Origin of the sequence: Pseudonocardia sp. (assembly GCF_035305885.1) — a bacterium.
GTDB lineage: Bacteria > Actinomycetota > Actinomycetes > Mycobacteriales > Pseudonocardiaceae > Pseudonocardia.
Genome location: NZ_DATGOP010000115.1, coordinates 1 through 22,451, shown reverse-complemented (window position 1 = coordinate 22,451; position 22,451 = coordinate 1). Strand labels below are relative to the sequence as shown.

The window sequence follows — 22,451 nt, the reverse complement described above, 5'->3', positions numbered from 1 at the left end:
CGCTAGCCGTCCTCCGAGCCGTCCACGGCGGCCCAGCCGATCACGCCCGCCTCCCGGACCGCGGCGTCCGGCCCGATCCGCAGCACCCGGTCGGCGAACCGGTCGCCGTCGTGGTCGATCGCGACGACGAGGTCGATCCCGTCGGCGGTGACGAGCGTGTCGGGGCTGCCGTCGCCGTCGGTGTCGAACCCCGTCCCGACGTCGAGGGGCCCGTCGGGCACCCGGCCGGGCTCATCCACGGCCGGCCCCGGCGGGGGCGAGCGCGGCCAGCTCGCGGTCGACCTCGGCGCGCCTGCGCAGCACGGCGGCGTCCAGCGCGGTGGAGGCGGCGAGCTCGACCTCGACGAGCCTGCGGTCCAGGTCGGCCTCGATGGCGACGGCGGCCGCCTGGACGATCCGCTCGACCCTGCGGCGCAGGCGCTCGCGTTCGGCCGCGGCCCGGCGGGCGCAGGTGGCAACGGCCAGCGCGGCGAGGCCCACCACCACGGCGAGCGGGGCGAGCGCCGGTCCGCCCAGCGCGGGCAGGCCGGCGAGCGGCAGGACGGCCAGGGGGAACAGGGCCAGCCGGCCGAGCGCCACACCCTCGACGAGGCGGGTGAGGAGCGGGCGGTCGGGCGCCGGCTCGTCGGTCGGCGGCGGGCCGGGCGGGCTCGCGGCGGGCAGGCGGGGCCAGCCGGGCCCCACGGCCAGCTCGCGCTCGGTCGCGATCCGGCGCAGGGCGGGCGCCAGGTCGGCCGCCCAGCGCGCGGCCGCGTCGGCGGCGAGGGCGTCCACCGCGGCCGCGACCAGGTCGGGGAGGCGGCGGCGCGCGGCCCGGTCGCCGCACCGGACGTGCTCGGCGGCCTCCCGGCGCAGGTCGGCGAGCGCCCGTTCGGCGTCCCGGGCCGCGGTGAGCCGGGAGAGGGCGAGGCAGCCGCGCAGCTCGCCGCGGTGCGACCCGCCCAGGCGCTCCCGCAGCTCCCGCAGCTCGCGGCGGCGCGCCACCACGGCGTCGGCGTAGCGGTCCGGCATGGCAGCAGGCTGCCAGCCACCCCCACCCGCCGGGACCGGATCCGGGCCGAACGTGTGCGCGCGTGAACGGCGAGCCGCTACGCCGCGTCCGCCCCGGCCTCCGCCACGAGGCGCGCGTACCGCGTGCCGGCCGCCAGCAGGACGAGGCCCGCGCCGAGGAACGCCGCCACACGCGCCAGCCCGTCGAGGGCCACGAGGTCGAACAGCACGAGCTTCGCCACCGCGGCCCCGACCAGCACCATCCCCGCGACCCGCAGGGCGGGCCTGCGGATGCCCGCCGCCAGGAGCACGAGCGCGACCACCGTCCACGACACGGTGACCAGCGCGTGCCCCGCGGTGAACCCGGCGTGGTCGTCCGAGACGACCAGGGCCAGGGTCACCACGAGCGAGGCCGCGCCGTAGAGGCCCACCACGCCCAGCGGCGCCCACAGCGGCGCGGACCCGGGGTCGGGGCGCACGAGCCCGACCCGCACGGCCGCCACCAGGGCGGCCACCGCGAACGCCACCACGAGCGCCGACACCGCGGTCGCGGTGCCGAGCGGCGCGTCCACGGCCGCGGGGTGGTGGACGAGGCGCTCCAGCGGCGCGTCGGTGGCCAGCGCGAGCAGCACGGCGATCCCGCCGTAGCCGGCCCCGACCGCGAGCGGCAGCCGGCCCCGCAGCTGCGCCGCCAGCACGGCGGCGACGACCGCCTGGCCGAGCAGCACGAGCGTGGCCGTCGCCCCCTCGAACGCGACGACCGTGGCCTCGAACAGCGCCACCGCCGCCGCGGCGACGGCCACCACCCGGACCGCACGCGCGGTTCCCGGCACCGCCGCGAAGGCGGCGAGGGCGCCCGCAGCGGCCGCCGCCACGGCCGCGCCGCGCCACCCTCCCCCCCGCGGCCGCGGTCACGAGGGCGGGCACCGGCGCCGCGGCCACCAGCGCCGCGACCGGGCGGGCCGGCAGCAGCCGCGCCGCGGGCAGCGCGGTGGCGAGCCCGGCGACCAACGCACCGAGCGCCACGGCGACCGCAGGCCCGCGGGCGACCTCGTCGGCGAGCCCGCCGACGGCCGCGCCGTAGAGCACGGGGCCGGCCGCCGCCACGAGCGCGAGGGCCGACCAGGAGCGCCGCAGCACCACGGGCAGCGCCGCGAGCTGCAGCGCCAGCGCGAGCGCGACCAGCAGCCAGCCCCACACGAGGACGGGCGCCAGCGTCACGGCGCCGACCACCGCACCGCACGCGAGCGACTGCGCCCGCCAGCGGTCGGCGAGCGCGACGCCACCCCCCGCGACCGCGAGGGCCGGTGCGAGCGCGGGCGCCGGGGCGAGGAAGCCGTACACCGCCGCGGCGGCCGCGACCGTGAGGTAGAGCGTCGCGACGCCGGTGCCGGCCAGCGCGAGCGCGCCCAGGCGGGCGTTCGCCCTCGGCTGCAGGCGCAGCGCGACGCCGATCAGCGCGGCGCCGAGCACCGCACCGCACGCCACCCGGCCGACCGGGCCGAACCACCCCCTCGACGCGGCGAGCGCGAGGAACAGCACGACGCCGAGGAGCGTGACGCCGCCGCCGGTCCAGGCGAGCACGCGCGCGCCCGACATCCGGGGCCGTCGCGGCGCCCGCGGACCGCCCCCGTGGTCCGCGGGCGCCTGGGCACGCCCGCCCACCCCCCACGGCCCGGGCCGGCCCCGGGCGGGCTGCGCGGCGGGCGCCCACGGCACCGGCGCGGGGCGAGGCGGTGCTGCGGGGATCCCCTCAGTCCCCGCAGCTCCCACCGCGTCCGCCCCGCGCAGCCGCCGCAGCTCGCCGCTCAGCGCATCGACCCGCCTGGCGAGCAGGTCCAGCTCGGCCACGACTGCCAGGTACGGATCGGTGCCCATGCCGGAAGCATCCGTCCGGGGGCACGCCCGCGTGCTCCGTAGCGCTACCGGCGTTCGATCACGAACCGATAACGGCGGCCGGGGTGGGCGGCGCGCCTCGACCGACCGGCGGATCGACGCAGCAGAGTGGCGCCGACCTGCCGCTCCCCGCGCGGGCACCCGCCCGGGTGACCGGGTGGCACCGCGTGGCGGGTCGCGTCACGAGAGGGCGACGCGACCCGCCCGACAGGGTGATCCGAAACCGGGGGGCAACCGATCGCGGCTCCCGTGCGTCATCAAGAACGTGACCACGGTCCAGCGGGCAACGACGACCCGGAGCGGACGCCCGTACGGGCGACCCGCCCCCCGTCCGCCGCAACCGGCGCGGGCCGGCTTCGTTGTCCTGTTGGAGCGGACCCGTCTGGAGGATGTGTGAGCGCCGTTTCACCCGCCCGTGCGGCCGCCTACGGCGGCCCGGCCCCCGTCGAGCTGCACGCACAAGGCCCGACCCGCGGTCCGCGACCGCACGCACAGCGCACCCGCACGCCGTACCCCACGGTGTCGGTGATCGTTCCGACGCGGAACGAGGCGCGCAACCTCGAGATCGTGCTCCCCGCGATCGCCGCGGTGCGCCCCTCCGTCCACGAGATCATCGTGGTCGACGGCGACTCGACCGACGGGACCGTGGAGACCGCGAAGCGGGTGCTGCCGTGGGTCAAGGTGATCAAGCAGACCCGCAAGGGCAAGGGCAATGCCATGGCCTGCGGGTTCGCCGCGGCCACCGGTGACGTCCTCGTCATGTTCGACGCCGACGGCTCCGCCGACCCGAACGAGATCCCGGCGTTCGTCGCCGCGCTCGTGGCGGGCGCCGACTTCGCCAAGGGCAGCCGGTTCACCCCCGGTGGCGGCAGCGACGACATCACGCTGCTGCGCAAGACCGGCAACGCCGGGCTCAACGGCGTGGCCAACGCGCTGTTCGGCACGAGCTACACCGACCTCTGCTACGGCTACAACGCCTTCTGGGCCGACCTGCTCCCGCTGCTCGACCTGCCGCCGGTCGACGCGCCCGCGCCCCCGGACGGGATGCTCTGGGGCGACGGCTTCGAGATCGAGACCGTGCTGAACTGCCGCGTCGCCGCGGCCGGTCTGAAGATCACCGAGGTGCCGTCCATCGAGCGCCAGCGCGTGTTCGGGGACACCAACCTCCGTACCTTCGCAGACGGTGCACGGGTGCTGCGTACGCTTCTCGCCGAGCACCGGCGGGCCGTCCGCCGGAAGTCACGCCGCCGCTTCTGACGCGCGGTCGTCCGGTAGGAGGAGACCACCCGTGGAGAGTCCGGCCGTCACGGCGAGTGTCGTCGTCTGCGTGTACACCGAGAAGCGGTGGGACGACATCGTCGCCGCGGTGGACTCGGTTTTCGCGCAGGACGTGGCGCCGGCGGAAACGCTCGTGATCGTCGACCACAACCCCGCGCTGCTCTCGCGGGCGCAGGAGGCGTTCGGCCCACGAGGCGTGCGGGTGCTGCCGAACGCGCACAAGCAGGGGCTGTCCGGGGCGCGCAACACCGCCATCGCGGAGGCGGCGGGCGACGTCATCGTGTTCCTCGACGACGACGCGGCGGCCCGGCCGGGCTGGCTCGCCGCGCTGCTCGCGCCCTACAGCGACCCCACGGTCAAGGCGGTGGGCGGCGTGGCGCACCCGCGCTGGCCGGTGAACCGGCCGCGGGTGCTGCCCGGCGCGGCGCCCTACGACCCCAACGCCACGGGCGAGCTCGACTGGATCGTCGGGTGTACCTACACCGGCCAGCCGGTGCGTCAGGCCGAGGTGCGCAACCTCATGGGCTGCAACATGTCGTTCCGGCGCGAGGTGTTCGAGCGCGTCGGCGGCTTCGCCGAGGACATCGGCCGCATCGGCAAGAACCCGCTGGGCTGCGAGGAGACCGAGCTCTGCATCCGGGCCCGGCAGCACTACAAGCGGGCGGGCGAGAAGATCCGGATCATCTTCGAGCCCGCCGCCGTCGTCGACCACCGGGTGAGCCCCGACCGCATCCGGTGGGACTACCTGCGCCGCCGCAGCTGGGCGGAGGGGCTGTCGAAGGCGGCCGTGTCCAAGCTCGTCGGCAGCGACGACGCGCTGTCCACCGAGCGCAGCTACGTGGCGCGGGTGCTCCCCGTCGCCGTGCTGCGCGAGCTCAAGGAGGGCCGCGTCTCGTCGGCGGCCGCGATCGTCACCGCGCTCGCCTGCACAACCGCGGGCTACCTGCGCGGCAGGCTGCCCGGAGCGACGTCCGGCGTGCGGTTGCCCGCGGCCGAGGCGGTCCGCCCGCGCAGCGCGGGATGAGGCCCGGGGTGGCCGAGGAGGCGCCGCACCCGCCGATCCCCACCTTCGTCCACCACCGCAGCCGGCTCACCGAGGGCCAGCAGCACGCGTGGGAGCGCTGGTGGCCGGAGCGCGGCCGGGACGTCGCCGACATCCTGAGCGGGGCTGAGCCGTACGACCCTCCGGCGTGGTTCGGGCGCACCGCGCCGCTGGTGCTGGAGATCGGGTCCGGGTCGGGGGAGTCGACCGCCGCGATGGCCGCGGCCGCGCCCGAGGTCGACCACATCGCCGTCGAGGTGTACGAGCCGGGCCTCGCCCAGCTGCTGATGCGCATCGTCGAGCTCGGCCTCACCAACGTGGCGCTGCTGCGCGGCGACGCCGTGGCGCTGCTGCGCGAGCGCGTGCCGCCCGAGTCGCTCGCCGGGATCCGGATCTTCTTCCCCGACCCGTGGCCGAAGCGCCGGCACCGCAAGCGCCGCCTGATCCAGCGGGAGTTCGTCGCGCTCGCGGCGTCGCGGCTGGAGCACGGCGGCTTCCTGCACCTCGCCACCGACTGGGACGACTACGCGGTGCAGATGCGCACCGTGTGCGACGCCGAGCCCGCCCTGGAGAACGCCGCGGCCGACCAGCCCGGCGGCTGGCTGCCGCGCCCGGAGTGGCGGCCGGAGACGAAGTTCGAACGGCGGGCCCTCCGCGAGGGGCGGACGGTGCACGACCTGCTCTACCGCGCCCGGCACCGCTAGCCCGCCTCCCGCGGGTCGCGCGCTCGCTCTCGGCGAGTCGCGCGTTGAGTGCGGGCGAGTCGCGGTCTCGGTGTCAGCGAGTCGCGGTATCGGTGTCAGCGAGTCGCGGTCTGGCTGTCGGCGAGTCGCTGGCCGGGTGCGGGCGAGTCGCGGGCCGGGTGCGCGGGCTCAGTCCGGCGCCTTCAGGCCCGGGACCTGCCGGGTCCGGCCCCGGAACTCGGCGACGGGCTCGTCGCCTGCCCGGACCGTGACGTCGTACAGCCCGGACCGCCCGACCTTCGCCCGCTCCACGGCCTCGGCGACCAGCTCGGTGCCGAGCGTGACGGGGCGCAGGAACGTGATGTCCGCTCCCGCGGCGACGGCGGAGGTCCCGTAGCTGTTCGACGCGTAGGCGAGCGCGGCGTCGGCGAGCAGGAACAGGTAGCCGCCGTGGCAGATGCCGTGCCCGTTGACGTGCCGCTCCTCGACCGTGAGCGCGACACGCGCCCGGCCCGGCCCGACGTCCAGCAGGCGCACGCCCGCACCCCGGCCGGCGGCGTCGGCCCGCTCCATGGCGGCGGCGGTGCGCCGGGCGACCTCGAGCTCGTCACCCACGGCGGGCCCGGGTCCGGTGCCGGTGGTGCGCGCGGCGATCCTGCAGCTCGACCATCACCGTCGGATGCTATCCGGATAGGGTCGACCGATGATCCCGACCGCGACGGTGTCCCCGGTCCCGCGCGTGCTGCTCGTGTGGGACGCGCCGAACATGGACATGAGTCTCGGTTCGCTGCTCGGGGCCCGCCCGACGGCGGCGTTCCGGCCCCGGTTCGACGCCGTCGGCCGGTGGCTGCTCGACCTCGCGGGGCCGGACGCGGAGGCGGAGGCCACCGTGTTCACCAACGTCGCGCCGGGCAGCACCGACGTGGTGCGGCCCTGGGTGGAGGCGCTGCGCAACGTGGGCTTCGCGGTGTTCGCCAAGCCGAAGCTCACCGAGGACTCCGACATCGACGAGGACATGCTCGCCCACATCCGCCTCCGCGCCTCGGAGGGCGGGCTGCGCCACCTCGTGGTGGCCTCCGGCGACGGCAGGGCGTTCCGCGAGCCGCTCGAGGAGCTCGACGCCGCCGGCACGGCCGTCACGGTCATCGGGTTCCGCGAGCACGCGAGCTTCGCGCTCAACTCGGAGGTGATCGAATTCGTGGACCTCGAGGACATCGACGGGGTGTTCCGCGAGCCGCTGCCGCGGATCACCCTCGACACGCTGCCCGAGACCGGGGCGTGGCTGCCGCCGTTCCGGTCGCTGCGCTCGCTGCTGGAGCCGCGCAGATGAGCGAGGGTACGCGGCTGGTCGCGCCGGTGGTGCTGCCGTGCGACCCGGGGTGCTCGGTGCTGCGCGACGCGGTGGTCGACGTCGCCGCCGACGGGCGCATCGCCCACGTCGGCCCGCGGGCGACCGCCCCGCAGCACGCGGGCCCGGTGCGGGAGCTGCCGGGCCTGCTGCTCCCCGGCCTGGTGAACACCCACGCCCACACGCCGATGATCGCGCTGCGCGGCATGGGCGGGGACCTGCCGCTGATGCGCTGGCTCCAGGACGTGATGTGGCCCGCCGAGGGCAGGCTGCAGGCCGACGACGTGCGCGTCGCGATGACGTCCGGCTGCATCGAGCTGCTGCGCACCGGCTGCACGACGAGCGTCGAGATGTACTTCTTCACCGACGCGGTGATCGACGCCGTGACGGCCGTCGGCTCCCGCGTGGTGCTGACGCCCGGGATCATCGCCGCGCCGGGGTGGGAGCGGCTCGGCACCTGGGAGCAGATGCGCGACGACGTGTCGGCGCGGATCGACGAGGTCGGCCTCCGGTCCGGGCCGGGGGAGCGGATCGAGCTCGGCTACGGCCCGCACGGGGCGTACACGCTGCCGCCCGACGCGCTGGCCTCGGTGGCCGAGCACGCCCGCGCCCGCGGCGCGCTGATGCACATCCACGTGGCCGAGACCAAGGAGGAGGACCGGGCGCTGCGCGAGTCGCACGGTTCCGTGCCCGCCCTCCTCGACGCGGTCGGCGCACTGGGCGGACGGGTGCTCGCCGCCCACGGCGTGCACCTGTCGGAGTCCGACATCGACCTGCTCGCCGCGCGCGGCGCCGCGGTCGCCCACTGCCCCGGGTCGAACGCCAAGCTCGCCGCGGGCATGGCCCGGGTGACGGCGCTGCGCCGGGCGGGCATCCGCGTCGGGCTCGGCACCGACGGGCCCGCCTCCGGCGACGACCTCGACCTCTGGGCCGAGGCCCGGCTCGCCGGGCTGATCGCCCGCGTCGGCAGCGGGGACGCGGCCGCCGTCACGGCGTCCGAGCTGCTGCTGATGGCCACCCGCGAAGGCGCCGCGGCCATCGGCCGCGACGACCTCGGGGCGCTGGAGCCGGGCCGTTGGGCCGACGTCGTGCACGTCGACCTGGACGACCCGGCGTTCGTCGCCCCCGACGACGACGCCCAGCTGCTGTCCAACCTGGTGTGGGCGGGCGGCTCCCGGGTGGTGCGGGACGTGTGGGTCGCCGGCGAGCAGGTGGTCGCGGACGGTGAACCGACCCGGGTGGACCGGCGGGCCGCGACGGTCGCGCTGCGCGAGGTGGCGGCCCGCCTCCGCGGCTAGCTATCCCGTCGCCGCGGCCGGCTTCCTCATCAGCGCAGGCGGTGGTGGCGGCCGGTCTCGGGCAGCTCCCGCCTACGGCGCGGCGCCGCGGGCGGCTGCACCGGGATCGGGGCGGTGAGCGGGTCGCGGCGGAACTCGTCCACCGGGTCGACCGCGCGGGCGGGCTCGTGCTGGCGGCTGCGCCACCCGCCCCGAGTCAGCGCGTGGAAGATCGGCGTCATCGTGGCGTCGTCGTCGTAGGAGTGCCGCCCGGACGACGGCGCCCACTCCTCGTCCGCGCTCGGGTAGCGGGTGGCCGCCCACCAGTCGAGGTCCGTCATCAGCTCGGACACGCGTCACCTCCGTTGTGGCTCCCGGTGCGCCATCGACTCCGCGTTTCGGCCCACTCCCGGCTGGGCCGGTCGGCGCATCCACCACCCACAACGGGGACACTCTGGCGGGGAAACGGCTCGGGCCCGCCCGTTACAGGGGCGGGAGCCGATTCCGCTCGTTCGGGTGGATTCGGCGTGTCGTTACGCTCTGCCGAGTAGTCGTCACGCCCCGTGCACTACGCCGCGCGGTCGAGCTCGTCGACGGTGTCGAGGTCGAGGGTGATCGCCGCCGCGCCGACGTTCTCCTCCAGGTGCGCCACGTCGCTCGTGCCCGGGATCGGCAGCATCACCGACGAGCGCTGCAGCAGCCACGCCAGCGCGACCTGGGCCGGGGTGGCGCCGACCTTCTCGGCGGCGGCGGCGAGCGCCCCACCCGGCCGCGCGAGCCGCCCGGCCGCGATCGGCGCCCACGGGATGAACCCGATGCCCTGCTCCGTGCAGTAGCGCAGCACGTCGTCGCTGCTGCGGTCGGCGATGTTGTAGCGGTTCTGCACGGTGGCGACGTCGACCACCCGCTGGGCGGCCTGGATCTGCTCGATCCCGACCTCGGACAGCCCGACCGCGGCCACCTTGCCCTCCGCCTGCAGCTCGGCCAGCGCGCCGAACTGCTCGTCGGCGGGGACCTGCGGGTCGATGCGGTGCAGCTGGAACAGGTCGATCCGCTCGACGCCGAGCTTGCGCAGGCTCTGCTCGCACTGCTGGCGCAGGTACTCGGGCCGCCCGTACGCGTGCCACTCGTCGGGACCCGTCCGCACGAGGCCCGCCTTGGTGGCGACGGTCAGGCCGTCGTAGGGGTGCAGCGCCTCCCGCAGCAGCTCCTCGGCCACGTCGGGGCCGTAGGAGTCGGCGGTGTCGAAGAAGTCGATCCCGAGGTCGGCCGCCCGCCGCAGCACGGCCACGGCGGCGTCGCGGTCGGCGGGTGGGCCCCACACCCCGGGGCCGGTGAGGCGCATCGTGCCGAAGCCGAGGCGGTGGACTTGGGGGCCCTGCTCGCCGCCCAGCCGGAAGCGGCCGGACGCGGCGGCGGGGCGGGTGTCAGACAGGGTGCTCACCCCGCACACCATCCCATTGGCTAGGACGGACCGCCGCAGAACGTGACAGGCGCCTCGCCGTGCGTCAGAACGATCACCCGCCGGTGCCACGTACAGGAACGGGACCGCTGTCGATTGCCGGGTCTGCAGCGGCGCACTACCGTTCCGACGTGGCCAAGATCGTGCCGTTGCCGCAGGCCGTGTCGGAGCTCGTGCACGACGGCGACACCGTCGCCCTCGAAGGGTTCACGCACCTCATCCCGTTCGCCGCGGGGCACGAGATCATCCGCCAGCACCGCCGCGAGCTCACGCTCGTGCGGATGACGCCCGACCTCGTCTACGACCAGATGATCGGCGCGGGGTGCGCGTCCAAGCTCGTGTTCTCCTGGGGCGGCAACCCCGGCGTCGGGTCGCTGCACCGGATGCGCGACGCGCTGGCCAACGGGTGGCCGGTCCCGCTCGAGATCGAGGAGCACAGCCACGCCGGGATGGCGAACCGGTACGTGGCCGGCGCGTCCGGGCTGCCGTTCGCGGTGCTGCGCGGCTACTCCGGCACCGACCTGCCCCAGCACACGAAGACGGTCTCGACCGTGCAGTGCCCGTTCACCGGCGAGCGGCTGGCGGCGGTCGCCGCGCTCAACCCGGACGTCACGATCGTCCACGCCCAGCGGGCCGACCGCGACGGCAACGTCCAGCTGTGGGGCATCACCGGCGTGCAGAAGGAGGCCGTGCTCGCCGCGCGCCGGTCCCTGGTGACCGTCGAGGAGGTCGTCGACGAGCTGACGCCGGTGCCGGGGGCGATCGTGCTGCCCGGCTGGGCGATCGACGCGGTCGCGACCGCCCCCTGCGGCGCGGCGCCGTCGTACGCGCACGGCTACTACGAGCGCGACAACGCCGCGTACAAGGCGTGGGACGCCATCAGCCGCGACCGCGAGGCGTTCCTGCGCTGGCTGCGCTCGATCGAGGAGGAAGCGGCATGACCGGTACCGCCGAGCCCGTGGCCGGGACGCAGGAGGCGCAGGACTGGTCCTCCGACGAGATGATGACCATCGCCGCCGCGCGCGCCCTGCGCGACGGGCAGGTCTGCTTCGTCGGGATCGGCCTGCCGTCGAGGGCCGCCAACCTGGCCCGCAGGCTGCACGCGCCCCGGCTGGTGCTGATCTACGAGTCGGGCACCGTCGACACGCGGCCCGCCGAGCTGCCGCTGTCGATCGGGGACGGCGTCCTCGCCGACTCCGCCCTGACGGTCGTCAGCGTGCCGGAGATCTTCAACTACTGGCTGCAGCCGGGCCGCATCGACGTCGGGTTCCTCTCCGGCGCCCAGATCGACCGGCTCGGCAACATCAACACCACCGTGATCGGCGAGTACGACGACCCGACCGTCCGCCTCCCCGGCTCCGGCGGCGCGCCGGAGATCGCCTCGTCGTGCCGCCAGGTGATCGTCGTGATGCGCCACCGGCTGCGGTCGTTCGTGGAGCACGTCGACTTCGTCACCTCCGTCGGGCACGGAACCGGGCCGGGGGACCGGGAGCGGCTCGGGCTGCGCGGGGCGGGCCCGGTTCGCGTGATCACCGACCTCGGCGTCCTCGAACCGGACCCGGAGACGGCCGAGCTGGTGCTCACCGCGCTGCACCCCGGCGTGACGGTGGAGCGCGTGCGCGCCGAGACCGGGTGGCCGCTGCAGGTCGCGGCCGACCTCGTGTTCACCGCCCCGCCGAGCACGACCGAACTGGAGACCCTGCGCTCCCTGCGCACCGTCGGCGAGAAGGAGGCCTCGTGAGCGTCGCACTGCACCACGTGGACGAGGGACCGCGCGACGCACCCGCGATCGTGCTGTCGGGCTCGCTCGGCTCCACGCTCGACATGTGGCGGCCCCAGGTCGCCCCGCTCACCGAGCGGTTCCGGGTGATCCGCATCGACCACCGGGGGCACGGCGGCTCCCCGGTGCCGCCCGGCCCGTACACCATGGCCGACCTCGCGGGCGACGTGCTCGCCCTGCTCGACCGGCTCGGGCTCGACCGGGTCGCGTGGTGCGGGCTGTCGCTCGGCGGGATGGTGGGGATGTACCTCGGTTCGGAGGCCCCGGAGCGGATCTCGAGCCTCACGCTGTGCTGCACCTCGGCGAACTTCCCGGACAGCACCCCCTGGAAGGAGCGCATCGCCGCGGTCTCGGCCGGCGGCACCGGCTCCGTCGCCGAGGGGGTCGTGTCGCGGTGGTTCACCCCCGGCTGGGCGGCGGAGCACCCGGACGTGGTGGCCGAGGCGGTGCGCTGGGTCTCGGAGACCCCCGACGAGGGCTACATCGCCTGCTGCCAGGCCATCGAGGTGTGGGACCACCGCGACCGCCTCGGCGCGATCACCGCGCCGACGCTCGTGATCGCCGGTTCGCAGGACCCGTCCACGCCGGTCGAGCCGCACGCCCGCACGATCGCCGAGGGCATCCCCGGCGCCCGGCTGGAGGTGCTGGACGCCGCCCACCTGGCCACGATCGAGAAGGCGGACGAGGCCACCCGGCTGATCGTCGAGCACGCGAGCTAACCGGCGTGGCTCCCGGCGAAGCCGATGAGCAGATCGGCGGTCCGGGCCGGGTCCTCGATCGGGGGTGAGTGCCCCACCCCGGGCAGCACCTCGATCCGCACCCCGGGGACCACCCGGTAGTCGGCGGCCGACGCCGAGCGCCACCTGCGGTCCTCGGCGCCGAAGACGACCAGTAGCGGCACGTCCAGCCCGGCGAGCCGGTCGGGAAGCGGGCGCTGCCGGAGGTAGTCCTCGGCGCCGCGGCCCGCCGCGGTGAACGCGTGGTGGGTCATGGCGAGCACGTCGTCGACGACCGGCTGGGGGATGGCGACGTCGCGGGTCACGGCGGTGGCCGCGGCCCGGCGGACGAGCGACTCGGTGCGCAGCCGCCACAGCAGCTGCCCGACGACCGGGATCTCCAGGAGCTGGTCGGTGGGCCCCTGCGGGATGTAGGCGTCGAGCCGCGGCCCGCTGCCCACCAGCGCCAGTGCGGCCACCAGCTCCGGCCGGGCCTCGGCGAGCGCCGTGGCGACCGACCCGCCCGTCGAGTGCCCGACCACGACGGCCCGGCCGACCCCGAGCCGGTCGAGGACCTCGCCGAGCCGGCGCGCCTGGTCGGGGATCGCGTACCCGGCGCCCACCGGCTTCGCGGACCGGCCGTGGCCGAGCAGGTCGACCCGGATCACCCGGTACCGCTGCGCCAGGGCCGGGATCACGAGGTCCCAGGAGCGGCTGGACGCGGTGAACCCGTGGACCAGCACGAGCGCGGGGGCGTCCGGCGGGCCGTCCTGCACGACGTGCAGCTCGCCGTCCGCCGTCGGCACCGGGTTGCCGGAGGCCGGGGCCTCCTGCCGGTCCACCGCGACGGTGTTGATCGCGAGCAGCGCGGCGAGCGCGAGCGGGACGGCGACCGCGACCGCGCGGCGCCGCGGCCGGGGGATGCGGGAGGTCGAGACATCCATGCGCCCACCGTCGTGCGCCGCCGCGGCGGCGTATTGGACGGATGTTCCGCGGTGCGGGCGTTCGTAGCATCGGGGGCATGGGGCAGGCCGTGTTCGGGGGCGCGCTGGAGGTGGTGGCCCCGGCGCGGCCGAGCCAGCTGCCGGGCGTCAGCCTGGCGGGGTTCCGCCACCACGGGCCCGGCCCCCTCGACATGCGGGTGATCCCGCACCCCGCGGTGACGCTCGCCGTCGACGTCGGCGCGGGCGACGTGTGCGTCGAGGACGAAGCCGGCCGGCGCCGGGGCAGCTTCGCCGCCGGGCTGGCCTTCGGACGGCTGCGGGCGCGCGGCCACGGCGTCGAGGCCGTGCAGGTGCGCCTGTCGCCGATCACCGCGTACTCGCTCCTGGGCACCTGCCCCGCCGACCTGGAGGGCGCCGTCGTCGCCCTGGACGACCTGTGGGGCCGCGACGCCGACCGGCTGCGGGAGCGCCTCGGCTGCGCCGGCTCGTGGCAGGACCGGTTCGCGCTGGCGCACGAGCTGCTCGCCCGCCGGTTCGACGACCGGCGGCGGGTGCACCCCGAGGTGGCGCGGGCGTGGCGGCGGATCGTCGGCAGCCGCGGCCGGGTCCGCGTCGACGGCCTGGCGGCCGAGGTCGGCTGGAGCCGCAAGCGCCTGTGGGCGCGGTTCCGCTCCCAGATCGGGATCGCGCCGAACCGGGCGGCGAAGCTCGTCCGCTTCCACGACGCGGCGCACCGGCTGGCCGCGGGCATCCCTCCGGCGCACGCCGCGGCCGCATCGGGCTACTTCGACCAGTCCCACCTGCACCGCGACGTCAGGGCGTTCAGCGGGCTCACGCCGCGCGCGCTGGCGGGCGAGCTGTTCCTCGCCGTCGACGACGTGGCCTGGCCCGGCCAGGGCCCACCCGTCACACGTCAGGCCTGCGGCGGGCCGACCAGCACCTCCTCGTAGGTCGGCGCCTTCTTCACCAGGCCGCTGTCGAGGTGGAACGCCCGCGCGACGTCGTAGGAGGTGCGCCCCACCTGGGGCGTCCGCGGGACCTCCCGCTCCAGGATGGGCACGAGTGCGTCGATCGCGGCCGGATCGGTGTTGTCGAGGTACTGCGCGAGCAGGGCACGCACCCGCTCGGGGTCGCCGTGGATGTCGGCCAGCGCCCGGCCGATCGCCCGGTTGAACGCCGCGAGCTCGGTCGGCTTGCGGTCGAGCAGCTTCTCGGTGCTGAACACCACGCCGTGCAGCGCGCCCCGCAGGGTCGGCACGTCGCCGCGCACCGGGGAGATGTAGGTCCGCCCGAGGTTCGCGGCCTCGACCTGCTGGGCTATCGGCTGGAAGAACGCCAGCGCGTCGACCCGGTCCGCGCTGAGCGCCCCGATCGCGGCGGTCGCGGCGCCGCCCAGGTTGACCAGCGTCGAGTCGACGGCGGCGTCGCGGCCGATGCTGGTGAACAGGTGCGTGACCAGCGCCTCCGTGCCGCTGCCCGGCCCGGTGATCCCGATCCGCTTCCCGACGAGTGCGGCGATCTTGTCCTCGAGCGTGGCCGGCTCCGGGAACGACGGCGGCACGACGATGTCGACGTAGTACTCGGTGACCAGGCTGGTCACGATCCGCGTGCCGTCGTCGATCTTCGCGAGGTTGAACGCGTCGGTGATGACGCCCGCCCCGAGGTCGATGCTGCCGCCCTTGAGCGCGGCGGCAACCTTCGCCCCGGTGCCGAGCCGCGGCCGCTCGCCGAGCTGCACCCCCTCGGCGGCGAAGTAGCCCCTGCGCTCGGCCACGAACAGCGGGAAGAACGCCACCGAGTTGCTGATCTGACCGACGTTGAGCACGCCCGGCGGCGTGGTGGAGTGGCGCGTGGCGCACCCGGCCGCGAGCAGCGGCGCCGCGGCGAACGCCTTCAGCACGGTCCGCCGACTACTCATCGGCGGGCTTCCAGCGGTTGACCCGGCGATCGATCAGGCCGACGAGGACGTTCAGCACCGCCGCGATCACGCTGAGCACCACGAGCGTCGCGAACACGCCCGCGGTGTCGAACTGCGCCGCGGCGTCGTTGATCAGGTACCCCAGCCCGCGGTTGGACGCCACGAGCTCGCCGATCACCGCGCCGATCAGGGCGTACGGGATGGCCACCTTCAGCCCGGTCAGCACGCCCGTCATCGACGCCGGGAGCACCACCTTGCGGGCGATGTCGCGGCGGGTGCCGCCCATGAGGCGCACCGCATCGACGAGCCCGCGGTCCACCTCGCGCACCCCCGCCGCGGTGTTGAGGAACACGAGGAAGAACACCGTGACGGCGGCGAGCAGCACCTTCATGTGCATGCCGATGCCGAACCACACGATGAACAGCGGCGCGAGCGCGACCTTCGGGATCGAGTACAGCGCCATCACGAAGGGGTCGAGCACCCGGTACACGACGCTCATCGACGCGAGCGCGAACCCGGCGAGCGCCCCGGTGGCGGCGCCGAGGAGGAACCCGTAGACGATCTCCTGGACCGTGATCCACGTGTTCGTCCACAGCGTGCCGTCGCCGCCCCACTCGACGAGCCGCTCGACGATGTCGCTCGGCCTGCTGATGAACGTGCTGTCGACCCACCGGTCGGACGCGACCTCCCACAGCACGACGAGGGCGGCGAGCAGCAGGCCCCGGGTCGCCCAGACCACGGTCGTCGTCCCGTGCCGTTGCCACCAGGTGCGGTCGAGCCCGACCCGCACCGGGCCCGCGTCGACGGCGGTGGTCACGAATGCTCCTCCTTGAGCGCGGTGGACAGCTCCTTGTGCAGCGCGACGAACCGGGGATCCACCCGCAGCTCGTCGGCCGCGCGCGGCCGGGGCAGGTCGATCTCGCGGTCGAGCAGGATCCGGCCGACCCGCCCGAGCACCACGACCCGGTCGCCCAGGAGCAGTGCCTCCTCGATGTCGTGGGTGACGAACACGACGGTCTGGCCACTGCCCTGCCACAGCCGCAGCAGCTCGTGCTGCAGCTCGGCGCGCAGCTGCGCGTCGAGGGCGCCGAACGGCTCGTCCATCAGCAGCGTCTCGGGGTCGCCCGCGAGCATGCGGGCGAGCCCGGCGCGCCGCCGCATCCCGCCGGACAGCTCGCGCGGGTAGTGCTTCTCGAACCCGGCGAGCCCGACCCGCTGCACGAGGTCGGTCGCGACCGCGCGCCGCTTCGCGGCGTCCACGCCGCGGATCTCCAGCGGCATCTCGACGTTGCGCAGCACGTCGCGCCACGGCATGAGCGTGTCGTGCTGGGTGAGGTAGCCGATCCGCGTGTTCGGCCCGGTCAGCCTGCGGTCGCGGTAGCGGATCTCGCCCGCGGTGGGCGGGATGAGACCGGCGAGCATGTTGAGCAGGGTCGACTTCCCGCACCCGCTGCGACCGAGGATGGTGACGAAGCTGCTCTCGGCGATGCTCACGCTGAGCTCGCGCAGCGCCACGATCCCCTCGTCGCCCTTGGTGAACTGCTTGCTCACCGAGTCGGCGACGAGCACCGGGCTCACCGCAGGTCCTCGGGCGCGTCGGGCAGCGGGTCGGCGCCGGCGAGCCAGCGGCTGTTGTGGACGGTCATGAGCCGCACCTCGTCGTCGGTGAACCCGGCGGCGAGCAACCGGTCGGCGGCGAGCGCGAGCCCGTCCTCGACGGGCGGGTTGAACGGCTGGCCGAGGTCGCTGGAGATGACCGAGTGCCGGGGCCCGACCGCGCGGATGTTGCCCAGCCACACGTCCCAGGGCACCTTGCCCGTGTACGGGGTTGTGTAACAGCGTTCCAGCAGCACGCCCTTCTCGGCGAGCGCGCGCTGGCGTTCCACGCCGATGCGCTGCGAGGTGAACTCCGGATGCGTGACGACGATGCGGCGCACGCCCTCCTCGAGCGCGGCGTCGATCACCGCCGTGGACTCGTCCTGGTGCAGGTGCCCGGTCGCGAGCGTCATGTCGTGCGCGGCGACGAGCCGCAGCACCTGGCGGGTGCGCTCGAGCACCTTGCCGTCGGCGTCGAGGACGTCCACCGGGTCGGCTGCCATGCCCGCCGCGGCGAGGTCGGCCTGCAGCTGCGCCCACATCGGCGGTTTGGCGCCCTCGGGGTCGGCGGCGAGGCAGGAGCGCTGGTTCGCGCTGTCGACGGTGGGCAACCAGACGAACTTCGCCCCACCGCGGCCGGCGATCTCCACGGCGATCGGGTTGAGGCCGCCGACGGACGCGTTGAGCGTGATGGCCCCGAGCGCGTCGACGCCGGGGCGGGCCCTGCGCACCACCTCCGCACGTTCCGCGGTCGAGGAGTAGTGCGACTTGAGGACGAATCCCGCCATGCCCACTTCGGCGAACCGCTCCGCGAGGGTGACGTCGTCGATCCGTCGCCGCATCACGTCCGGCGCGACGTGGATGTGCACGTCGTAGGCGCCCCGGACCAGCTCGCGGGCACGGGCGGACGGCTGGGGGTGGTCGGTCATCGAGCTCCTTCGCTGCAATCTCCGCCCAAACTGTCGACAATCGTGGCAGCAATTTCAAGGGCAGGTCCGTTATGCCCGATGACGAAGGGAAGCCGATGACGACGATCGCCGTGCTCGGCCTCGGCGAGGCCGGGGGTGCCTTCGCCCGCGACCTCGTCGCCGCGGGCGCCGTGGTACGGGGCTACGACCCCGCCGTCACAGCACCGGACGGGGTGCTCGACACCGGCTCCGAGGCCGAGGCCGCCGAGGGCGCCGACCTGGTGCTGAGCGTGAACAGCGCGTCCGCCGCGGTCGACGCGCTGAAGGCGGGGGTCGCCGCCGCGAGGGCGTGGGCCGACCTGAACACCGCGTCCCCGGGCACGAAGCGCACGCTCGCCGCGATCGCGGCGGAGCACTCCGTGCCGTTCGCCGACGTTGCGATCATGGCGCCGGTCCCCGGGAAGGGGCTGCGGGTGCCGATGCTCGCCACGGGCGACGCGGCGTCCCGGGTGGCGGAGCTCCTGCGGCCGTTCGGCGCCTCGGTCGAGGTCGTGGATGGACCCGCCGGTCTGGCGGCGGAACGCAAGCTGCTGCGGAGCGTGTTCTTCAAGGGCATGTCCGCCGCCGTGGTCGAGGCCCTCACCGCGGCCAGGGCCGCGGGCTGCGAGGACTGGCTGCGGGGGATGATCGAGGACGAGCTCACCCGCGCCGACGCGGCGACCGTCGAGCGGCTGGTCACCGGCTCCTACCGGCACGCGGTCCGCCGCACGGCGGAGATGGCCGCGGCGGCCGAGATGCTCGCCGAGCTCGGCGTGCCGTCCGACATCGCGAGCGCGACCCGGGACCACCTCAGCCGATTGTGACGCACGACACATCGTCGCCGTGACGAGAACGGCCCGCGCCCTTCGACCACGGGGCATGAGTCAATTGCTGAAGGTCCAGAACTTCGCCGTCTCCCGCGACGGCTTCGGCGCGGGCGAGCACCAGAGCCTCGAGCAGCCTTTCGGGCACGCCGACCCGCAGGCGCTGCTCGGCTGGGCCGGCGCCACCGCGAGCTGGCCCAACCGGAGCGACCCGGGCGGGACGCGCGGCCTCGACGACTACTTCACCCGCGACTTCACCCACAACATCGGCGCCGAGATCATGGGCCGCAACAAGTTCGGCCCGCAGCGCGGCCGGTGGCCCGACCACGACTGGCTCGGCTGGTGGGGCGACGAGCCGCCGTTCCACACCCCGGTGTTCGTGCTGACCCACCACCCGCGCCCGTCGTTCACCCTGTCCGACACCACGTTCCACTTCGTCGGCGGCGACCCGGCCGACGTGCTGGAGGAGGCGCGGAAGGCGGCGGACGGCAAGGACGTCCGGCTCGGCGGTGGGCCCACCACCATCCGCGAGTTCCTCGACGCCGACCTCGTCGACACCATGCACGTGGCGGTCGCACCGGTGGAGCTCGGCTCCGGGGTGCGGCTCTGGGAGTCCGCCGACGAGCTGCGCGACCGGTTCCACCTCGAGGTCGTGCCCAGCCCGAGCGGCGTGGTCCACCACCTGTTCTGGCGCAGGTAGCCGATCAGCGCGCGACCGGCTGGTCCACGGCGGGGCGGGTCCACCACACCGCCTCGCCGCGGGTCAGCCCGGGCAGGCTGCGCTGGAACTCGTCCAGCCGGCGGACGGGCAGGGTGCCGGCGAGCCGCCACCGGTCGGCGCCGCCGTCGGTCCGCCCGATGCGCGCCTCGAGCGAGGTGATGCGCGATGCGACCTCGCTCAGCGCGCCGGCGGGGATCTCCAGCTCGAACTCCCGGTACGGCTCGTACACCCGTGTGCCCGCCCGCTCGAGGGCCCTGGCCAGCACCACCTCCGTGAGGCCCCGGAAGTCGGCCGCCACGCTCGTCGGGGCGCAGAAGCCGGAGCGGACGAGCGTGACCCGGCAGTCGGTGACCGCCCACCCCTCGCGCCCGCACCGGCTCGCGAGGTGCACGGTCTCCTCGATCGCGGTGTGGAACGCCCGGGGCAGCGCGCCGAGCTCGGTCTCGTACCGGAACACCACGCCGCTGCCGCGCGGACCGGGTTCGACACGCAGCCCGACCGTGGCCCAGAACCGGCCGAGCGCGGGCCCGCGCCGGTCGAACTCCTCGACCGCCAGCCCGACCCCGGCCGGCCGCTCCACGCAGACGATCCGGCTCGGCGCGAACCGCGCGGCGACCCCGTGCTCGGCCGCGAGCCGCTCCGCGATCACCTCCTTCTGCACCTCGCCGTACAGCAGCACCTCGGTGGCGCCGCCCGGCACCACCTGCGCGTGGATCAGCGGGTCCTCGTCGGCCAGGTCCGTGAGCGCCGCGTGGAGGCGGGGCGCGTCAGCCGGGTCGCACGCGCTCACGGTCGTGCGGAGGGTGGGGCGGGCGAAGCGGGGTGCGTCGCCGTCGCCCGCCGGGGCGCCGAGCCGGTCGCCCACCTTGGGGTCCAGGCCGCCGACCCGGCCGATGTCGCCGGCGACCAGCCGGTCGGCCCGGCAGCGGCCCACCACCCGCAGCGAGGTCACCTGCCGCGGGATCTCCGCGCCGCCGCGGTGGACCACCACCCGCTGCCGCGGCCGGAGCTCGCCCGCAGCGAGCCGCAGGTAGGCGACCTTCTCACCGGCCGCGGTCCGCTCGACCGCGAAGACGGTGCCCCGCGGCTCGTCGGCGGGCTCGACCGGCGCGGGCGGCAGCAGCCGCACGATCCCGTCGAGGAGCTGGGGGATGCCGGCGCCGGAGAGCGCCGAGCCCGCGTACAGCGGGTGGATGCGCCCGGCGGCGGTGCCTGCGGCGAGCGCGTCCGCGACCTCGTCCGCGGTGGGCGGCGGGCCGTCCACGACGCGCGCGAGCACGCGGTCGTCGACCTCGGCGACGGTCTCGACCAGCGCGTCGAAGGGCTCCGCGACCACGGTGGCGGCCTTCGTGCCCAGGTCACGGATTCTCGTCATGCTGATGACATTCGGCGCGACGGTGCGCCGCACCTCGGCGAGCAGCTCGTCGTGGCGGGCGCCGCGGCGGTCGATCTTGTTGGCGAACAGCAGCGCGGGCAGCCGCATGTCGGAGATGGTGCGCATGAGCACGCGCGTCTGCGCCTGCACGCCCTCGACGGCCGAGAGCACGAGCACCACCCCGTCGAGCACGCCCAGCGCGCGCTCGACCTCCGCGATGAAGTCGGGGTGGCCGGGCGTGTCGATCAGGTTGACCCGGGTGACACCGACCGAGAAGCCGGCCACCGCCGTGCGGACGGTGATGCCGCGTCGCCGCTCGATGGCGCTGGTGTCGGTCTGGGTGTCGCCTCCGTCGACGCTCCCGAGACGGGGGATCGCGCCGGTGTCGTACAGGAGGCGCTCGGTGAGGCTGGTCTTACCGGCGTCGACGTGGGCGAGGATGCCGATGTTCAGGGTGTGCGGGTCGGGCATGTGCGACGAGGACCTCGGGTACCGCGAAGCGACGGGGACGCTGGGGTGTTCCGAGGAGGTCGCGCATCGAGGTTCTCCCGCAGCCGGTCGTTCGGTCGCGGGGCATGCTGCCGGGGTCCGCGCCGGCGCGGCAACCGGTATTCGCCGGGGCTACTCCGGCTCGGACGGGTCGACGCCGGAGATCCGCGCGACGGCGGCCTCGTAGGCGAGCAGGGCGTCGACGATCAGCCGGCGCTCTGCGGGCGAGAGCGGGCCGAGCACCTCCCGCCACGCCCGTACCCCCGGGGCGAGCCACCGCGTGACGGCCGGGCGGAGGTCGTCGCCCAGGTCGACGATCCGGCGCCGCCGGTCGGCGGGGTCGACGCGGCGGCGCAGGACACCCTTCCCGGCGAGCTCACTGACCAGCAGGCTCACCGTCGTCGGCGCCACGCTGAGCCGTTCGGCGAGCTCGGACACCGTGAGCGGGCCATCGAGGAGCAGCATCGACAGCAGCGCCAGGTGCCGCGGCGTCAGCTCGAGGGACCGCACGGCCGGCGGCGGGGGCAGCTTCTTGATCCGCCCGACCAGGCGCGGGAACACGAGCATGAGCTCCCGGACCGCGAAGTCGACGTCTTCTGGGGTGGACACGCCCTGCTCTCGTGGTAGCTTGCCAATAGCTTTGAAACCAAAGGTATTTGCCTCGTGGCAGGAGGACGCTATGCCCCATCTCGTCGTGTACGCCAGCGAACCCGACCTGCAGGGCCGGGAAGCCGACGTGATCTCCGCGCTCACCGACGCCGTGGTCGCCGTCTACGGGGAGTGGGCGCGCGAGATCGCCGTCGTGCAGCTCGTCGGCATCCCGGTGGGCCGGTGGGGCATCGGCGGCAAGCCCGCGAAGGACCCCGCACCCCGGGTCACGTTCGGCATCAAGGACGCGGCCTTCTCCCGCCCCGACGCGGACGACATCGTCGCGGGCCTGGTCAAGGGCGTGACCGAGGCGCTGGTCGGGGTGTTCGGCGAGCGCGTCCGCGCCGGCACCACCGTGGAGCTGGTGGGCACGCCGGCGGGACGCAGCGGCGTGGGCGGCGAGGTCGTGCTGACCTGAGCCGCCCACGCGCCGTCAGCCGTGGGCCAGGTCGGCGAAGCGGCTGTAGTGCAGCTGGTGGGCCACGGTGATCGTGCTGGTGGGGCCGTTGCGGTGCTT

At 75.2% G+C, this 22,451-nt stretch carries 25 protein-coding genes and 1 pseudogene; 13 read left to right on the top strand and 13 right to left on the bottom strand.

Annotated features, from left to right (window positions below):
* Positions 1 to 2: 2 nt before the first annotated feature.
* On the bottom strand, positions 3 to 239 hold the full coding sequence (locus VKZ81_RS24690) for a hypothetical protein (RefSeq protein WP_324244057.1): 237 nt from the start codon (positions 237 to 239) through the stop codon (positions 3 to 5).
* Here VKZ81_RS24690 and VKZ81_RS35225 point away from each other — a divergent pair.
* Entirely contained in the window at positions 181 to 1,077 is an 897-nt protein-coding gene (locus tag VKZ81_RS35225; protein WP_414709467.1) for a hypothetical protein, read from the top strand. The two genes, VKZ81_RS24690 and VKZ81_RS35225, sit on opposite strands and share 59 nt — an antisense overlap.
* 11 nt (positions 1,078 to 1,088) lie before the next feature.
* Here the strand turns inward: VKZ81_RS35225 and VKZ81_RS24680 are convergent, their stop codons facing one another.
* Together VKZ81_RS24680 and VKZ81_RS35220 are read right to left on the bottom strand one after the other, a co-directional pair.
* Entirely contained in the window at positions 1,089 to 1,865 is a 777-nt protein-coding gene (locus VKZ81_RS24680; protein ID WP_324244055.1) for a DUF2339 domain-containing protein, read from the bottom strand.
* Between the two features lie 40 nt (positions 1,866 to 1,905).
* A pseudogene (locus VKZ81_RS35220) lies at positions 1,906 to 2,589 on the bottom strand (DUF2339 domain-containing protein); the annotation flags it as partial.
* An 822-nt stretch (positions 2,590 to 3,411) separates the two neighbouring features.
* On the opposite strand from VKZ81_RS35220, the gene VKZ81_RS24675 reads away from it, so the two are divergent.
* From VKZ81_RS24675 to trmB, 3 genes are read left to right on the top strand one after another with little or no spacing between them, the layout of a single operon-like run.
* Positions 3,412 to 4,143, top strand: coding sequence for a glycosyltransferase family 2 protein (locus tag VKZ81_RS24675; protein ID WP_324244054.1), 732 nt, complete (start codon positions 3,412 to 3,414; stop codon positions 4,141 to 4,143).
* A gap of 31 nt (positions 4,144 to 4,174) precedes the next feature.
* The gene (locus tag VKZ81_RS24670; RefSeq protein ID WP_324244053.1) at positions 4,175 to 5,188 is read left to right on the top strand and encodes a glycosyltransferase family 2 protein; all 1,014 of its coding nucleotides are present in this window, start codon (positions 4,175 to 4,177) and stop codon (positions 5,186 to 5,188) included.
* Positions 5,185 to 5,910: a tRNA (guanosine(46)-N7)-methyltransferase TrmB gene (trmB, locus tag VKZ81_RS24665; protein WP_324244052.1), complete on the top strand. Its 726-nt coding sequence runs from the start codon at positions 5,185 to 5,187 to the stop codon at positions 5,908 to 5,910. Before VKZ81_RS24670 ends, trmB begins: the two co-directional genes overlap by 4 nt.
* Before the next feature lie 168 nt (positions 5,911 to 6,078).
* Here the strand turns inward: trmB and paaI are convergent, their stop codons facing one another.
* Positions 6,079 to 6,462, bottom strand: coding sequence for a hydroxyphenylacetyl-CoA thioesterase PaaI (gene paaI / locus VKZ81_RS24660; RefSeq protein ID WP_324244351.1), 384 nt, complete (start codon positions 6,460 to 6,462; stop codon positions 6,079 to 6,081).
* A gap of 130 nt (positions 6,463 to 6,592) precedes the next feature.
* Between paaI and VKZ81_RS24655 the strand changes: the two genes are divergently transcribed.
* Positions 6,593 to 7,219 carry an NYN domain-containing protein gene (locus VKZ81_RS24655; RefSeq protein ID WP_324244051.1) on the top strand — a complete coding sequence of 209 codons (627 nt, stop codon included), beginning with the start codon at positions 6,593 to 6,595 and terminating at the stop codon, positions 7,217 to 7,219.
* Positions 7,216 to 8,535, top strand: coding sequence for an amidohydrolase family protein (locus tag VKZ81_RS24650; protein WP_324244050.1), 1,320 nt, complete (start codon positions 7,216 to 7,218; stop codon positions 8,533 to 8,535). The genes VKZ81_RS24655 and VKZ81_RS24650 overlap by 4 nt, the downstream gene beginning before the upstream one ends.
* A gap of 29 nt (positions 8,536 to 8,564) precedes the next feature.
* Here the strand turns inward: VKZ81_RS24650 and VKZ81_RS24645 are convergent, their stop codons facing one another.
* Both VKZ81_RS24645 and VKZ81_RS24640 read right to left on the bottom strand, forming a co-directional pair.
* Entirely contained in the window at positions 8,565 to 8,867 is a 303-nt protein-coding gene (locus tag VKZ81_RS24645; RefSeq protein WP_324244049.1) for a hypothetical protein, read from the bottom strand.
* Between the two features lie 215 nt (positions 8,868 to 9,082).
* The gene (locus VKZ81_RS24640; protein ID WP_324244350.1) at positions 9,083 to 9,949 is read right to left on the bottom strand and encodes an aldo/keto reductase; all 867 of its coding nucleotides are present in this window, start codon (positions 9,947 to 9,949) and stop codon (positions 9,083 to 9,085) included.
* 158 nt (positions 9,950 to 10,107) lie between these two features.
* Between VKZ81_RS24640 and VKZ81_RS24635 the strand changes: the two genes are divergently transcribed.
* The 3 genes from VKZ81_RS24635 to pcaD are packed head-to-tail and all read left to right on the top strand — an operon-like array spanning position 10,108 to position 12,475.
* Complete coding sequence (locus VKZ81_RS24635; protein ID WP_324244048.1) at positions 10,108 to 10,917, top strand: CoA transferase subunit A; 810 nt, start codon at positions 10,108 to 10,110, stop codon at positions 10,915 to 10,917.
* Positions 10,914 to 11,717, top strand: a complete 804-nt coding sequence (locus VKZ81_RS24630) for a CoA-transferase subunit beta (RefSeq protein WP_324244047.1) — start codon at positions 10,914 to 10,916, stop codon at positions 11,715 to 11,717. Before VKZ81_RS24635 ends, VKZ81_RS24630 begins: the two co-directional genes overlap by 4 nt.
* The gene (gene pcaD / locus VKZ81_RS24625) at positions 11,714 to 12,475 is read left to right on the top strand and encodes a 3-oxoadipate enol-lactonase (protein ID WP_324244046.1); all 762 of its coding nucleotides are present in this window, start codon (positions 11,714 to 11,716) and stop codon (positions 12,473 to 12,475) included. Before VKZ81_RS24630 ends, pcaD begins: the two co-directional genes overlap by 4 nt.
* Here pcaD and VKZ81_RS24620 read toward each other — a convergent pair.
* On the bottom strand, positions 12,472 to 13,416 hold the full coding sequence (locus VKZ81_RS24620; protein WP_324244045.1) for an alpha/beta fold hydrolase: 945 nt from the start codon (positions 13,414 to 13,416) through the stop codon (positions 12,472 to 12,474). The genes pcaD and VKZ81_RS24620 overlap by 4 nt on opposite strands.
* A gap of 77 nt (positions 13,417 to 13,493) precedes the next feature.
* Here VKZ81_RS24620 and VKZ81_RS24615 point away from each other — a divergent pair, with 77 nt between their 5' ends.
* Positions 13,494 to 14,366 carry an AraC family transcriptional regulator gene (locus VKZ81_RS24615; RefSeq protein WP_324244044.1) on the top strand — a complete coding sequence of 291 codons (873 nt, stop codon included), beginning with the start codon at positions 13,494 to 13,496 and terminating at the stop codon, positions 14,364 to 14,366.
* Here VKZ81_RS24615 and VKZ81_RS24610 read toward each other — a convergent pair.
* Genes VKZ81_RS24610 through VKZ81_RS24595 form a run of 4 tightly spaced genes read right to left on the bottom strand, consistent with a single transcriptional unit; the run spans position 14,330 to position 17,859 of the window.
* Positions 14,330 to 15,334 (bottom strand): ABC transporter substrate-binding protein, encoded by a 1,005-nt coding sequence (locus VKZ81_RS24610; protein ID WP_324244043.1) that lies wholly within the window; start codon positions 15,332 to 15,334, stop codon positions 14,330 to 14,332. The two genes, VKZ81_RS24615 and VKZ81_RS24610, sit on opposite strands and share 37 nt — an antisense overlap.
* A complete protein-coding gene (locus VKZ81_RS24605; protein ID WP_324244042.1) occupies positions 15,327 to 16,151 on the bottom strand; it encodes an ABC transporter permease in 825 nt (274 codons plus the stop codon). Before VKZ81_RS24605 ends, VKZ81_RS24610 begins: the two co-directional genes overlap by 8 nt.
* Positions 16,148 to 16,912, bottom strand: a complete 765-nt coding sequence (locus VKZ81_RS24600; RefSeq protein ID WP_324244041.1) for an ABC transporter ATP-binding protein — start codon at positions 16,910 to 16,912, stop codon at positions 16,148 to 16,150. Before VKZ81_RS24600 ends, VKZ81_RS24605 begins: the two co-directional genes overlap by 4 nt.
* A complete protein-coding gene (locus VKZ81_RS24595; RefSeq protein WP_324244040.1) occupies positions 16,909 to 17,859 on the bottom strand; it encodes a DUF6282 family protein in 951 nt (316 codons plus the stop codon). The genes VKZ81_RS24600 and VKZ81_RS24595 overlap by 4 nt, the downstream gene beginning before the upstream one ends.
* A 95-nt stretch (positions 17,860 to 17,954) precedes the next feature.
* Between VKZ81_RS24595 and VKZ81_RS24590 the strand changes: the two genes are divergently transcribed.
* Complete coding sequence (locus VKZ81_RS24590) at positions 17,955 to 18,701, top strand: NAD(P)-dependent oxidoreductase (RefSeq protein ID WP_324244039.1); 747 nt, start codon at positions 17,955 to 17,957, stop codon at positions 18,699 to 18,701.
* 55 nt (positions 18,702 to 18,756) lie between these two features.
* Entirely contained in the window at positions 18,757 to 19,401 is a 645-nt protein-coding gene (locus VKZ81_RS24585) for a dihydrofolate reductase family protein (RefSeq protein ID WP_324244038.1), read from the top strand.
* A gap of 4 nt (positions 19,402 to 19,405) precedes the next feature.
* Here the strand turns inward: VKZ81_RS24585 and VKZ81_RS24580 are convergent, their stop codons facing one another.
* Positions 19,406 to 21,268 carry a translation factor GTPase family protein gene (locus VKZ81_RS24580; RefSeq protein WP_324244037.1) on the bottom strand — a complete coding sequence of 621 codons (1,863 nt, stop codon included), beginning with the start codon at positions 21,266 to 21,268 and terminating at the stop codon, positions 19,406 to 19,408.
* Positions 21,269 to 21,418: 150 nt separating this feature from the next.
* Entirely contained in the window at positions 21,419 to 21,853 is a 435-nt protein-coding gene (locus VKZ81_RS24575; RefSeq protein ID WP_324244349.1) for a MarR family winged helix-turn-helix transcriptional regulator, read from the bottom strand.
* A gap of 112 nt (positions 21,854 to 21,965) precedes the next feature.
* Between VKZ81_RS24575 and VKZ81_RS24570 the strand changes: the two genes are divergently transcribed.
* Positions 21,966 to 22,352, top strand: a complete 387-nt coding sequence (locus VKZ81_RS24570; protein ID WP_324244036.1) for a hypothetical protein — start codon at positions 21,966 to 21,968, stop codon at positions 22,350 to 22,352.
* Positions 22,353 to 22,451: the final 99 nt, after the last annotated feature.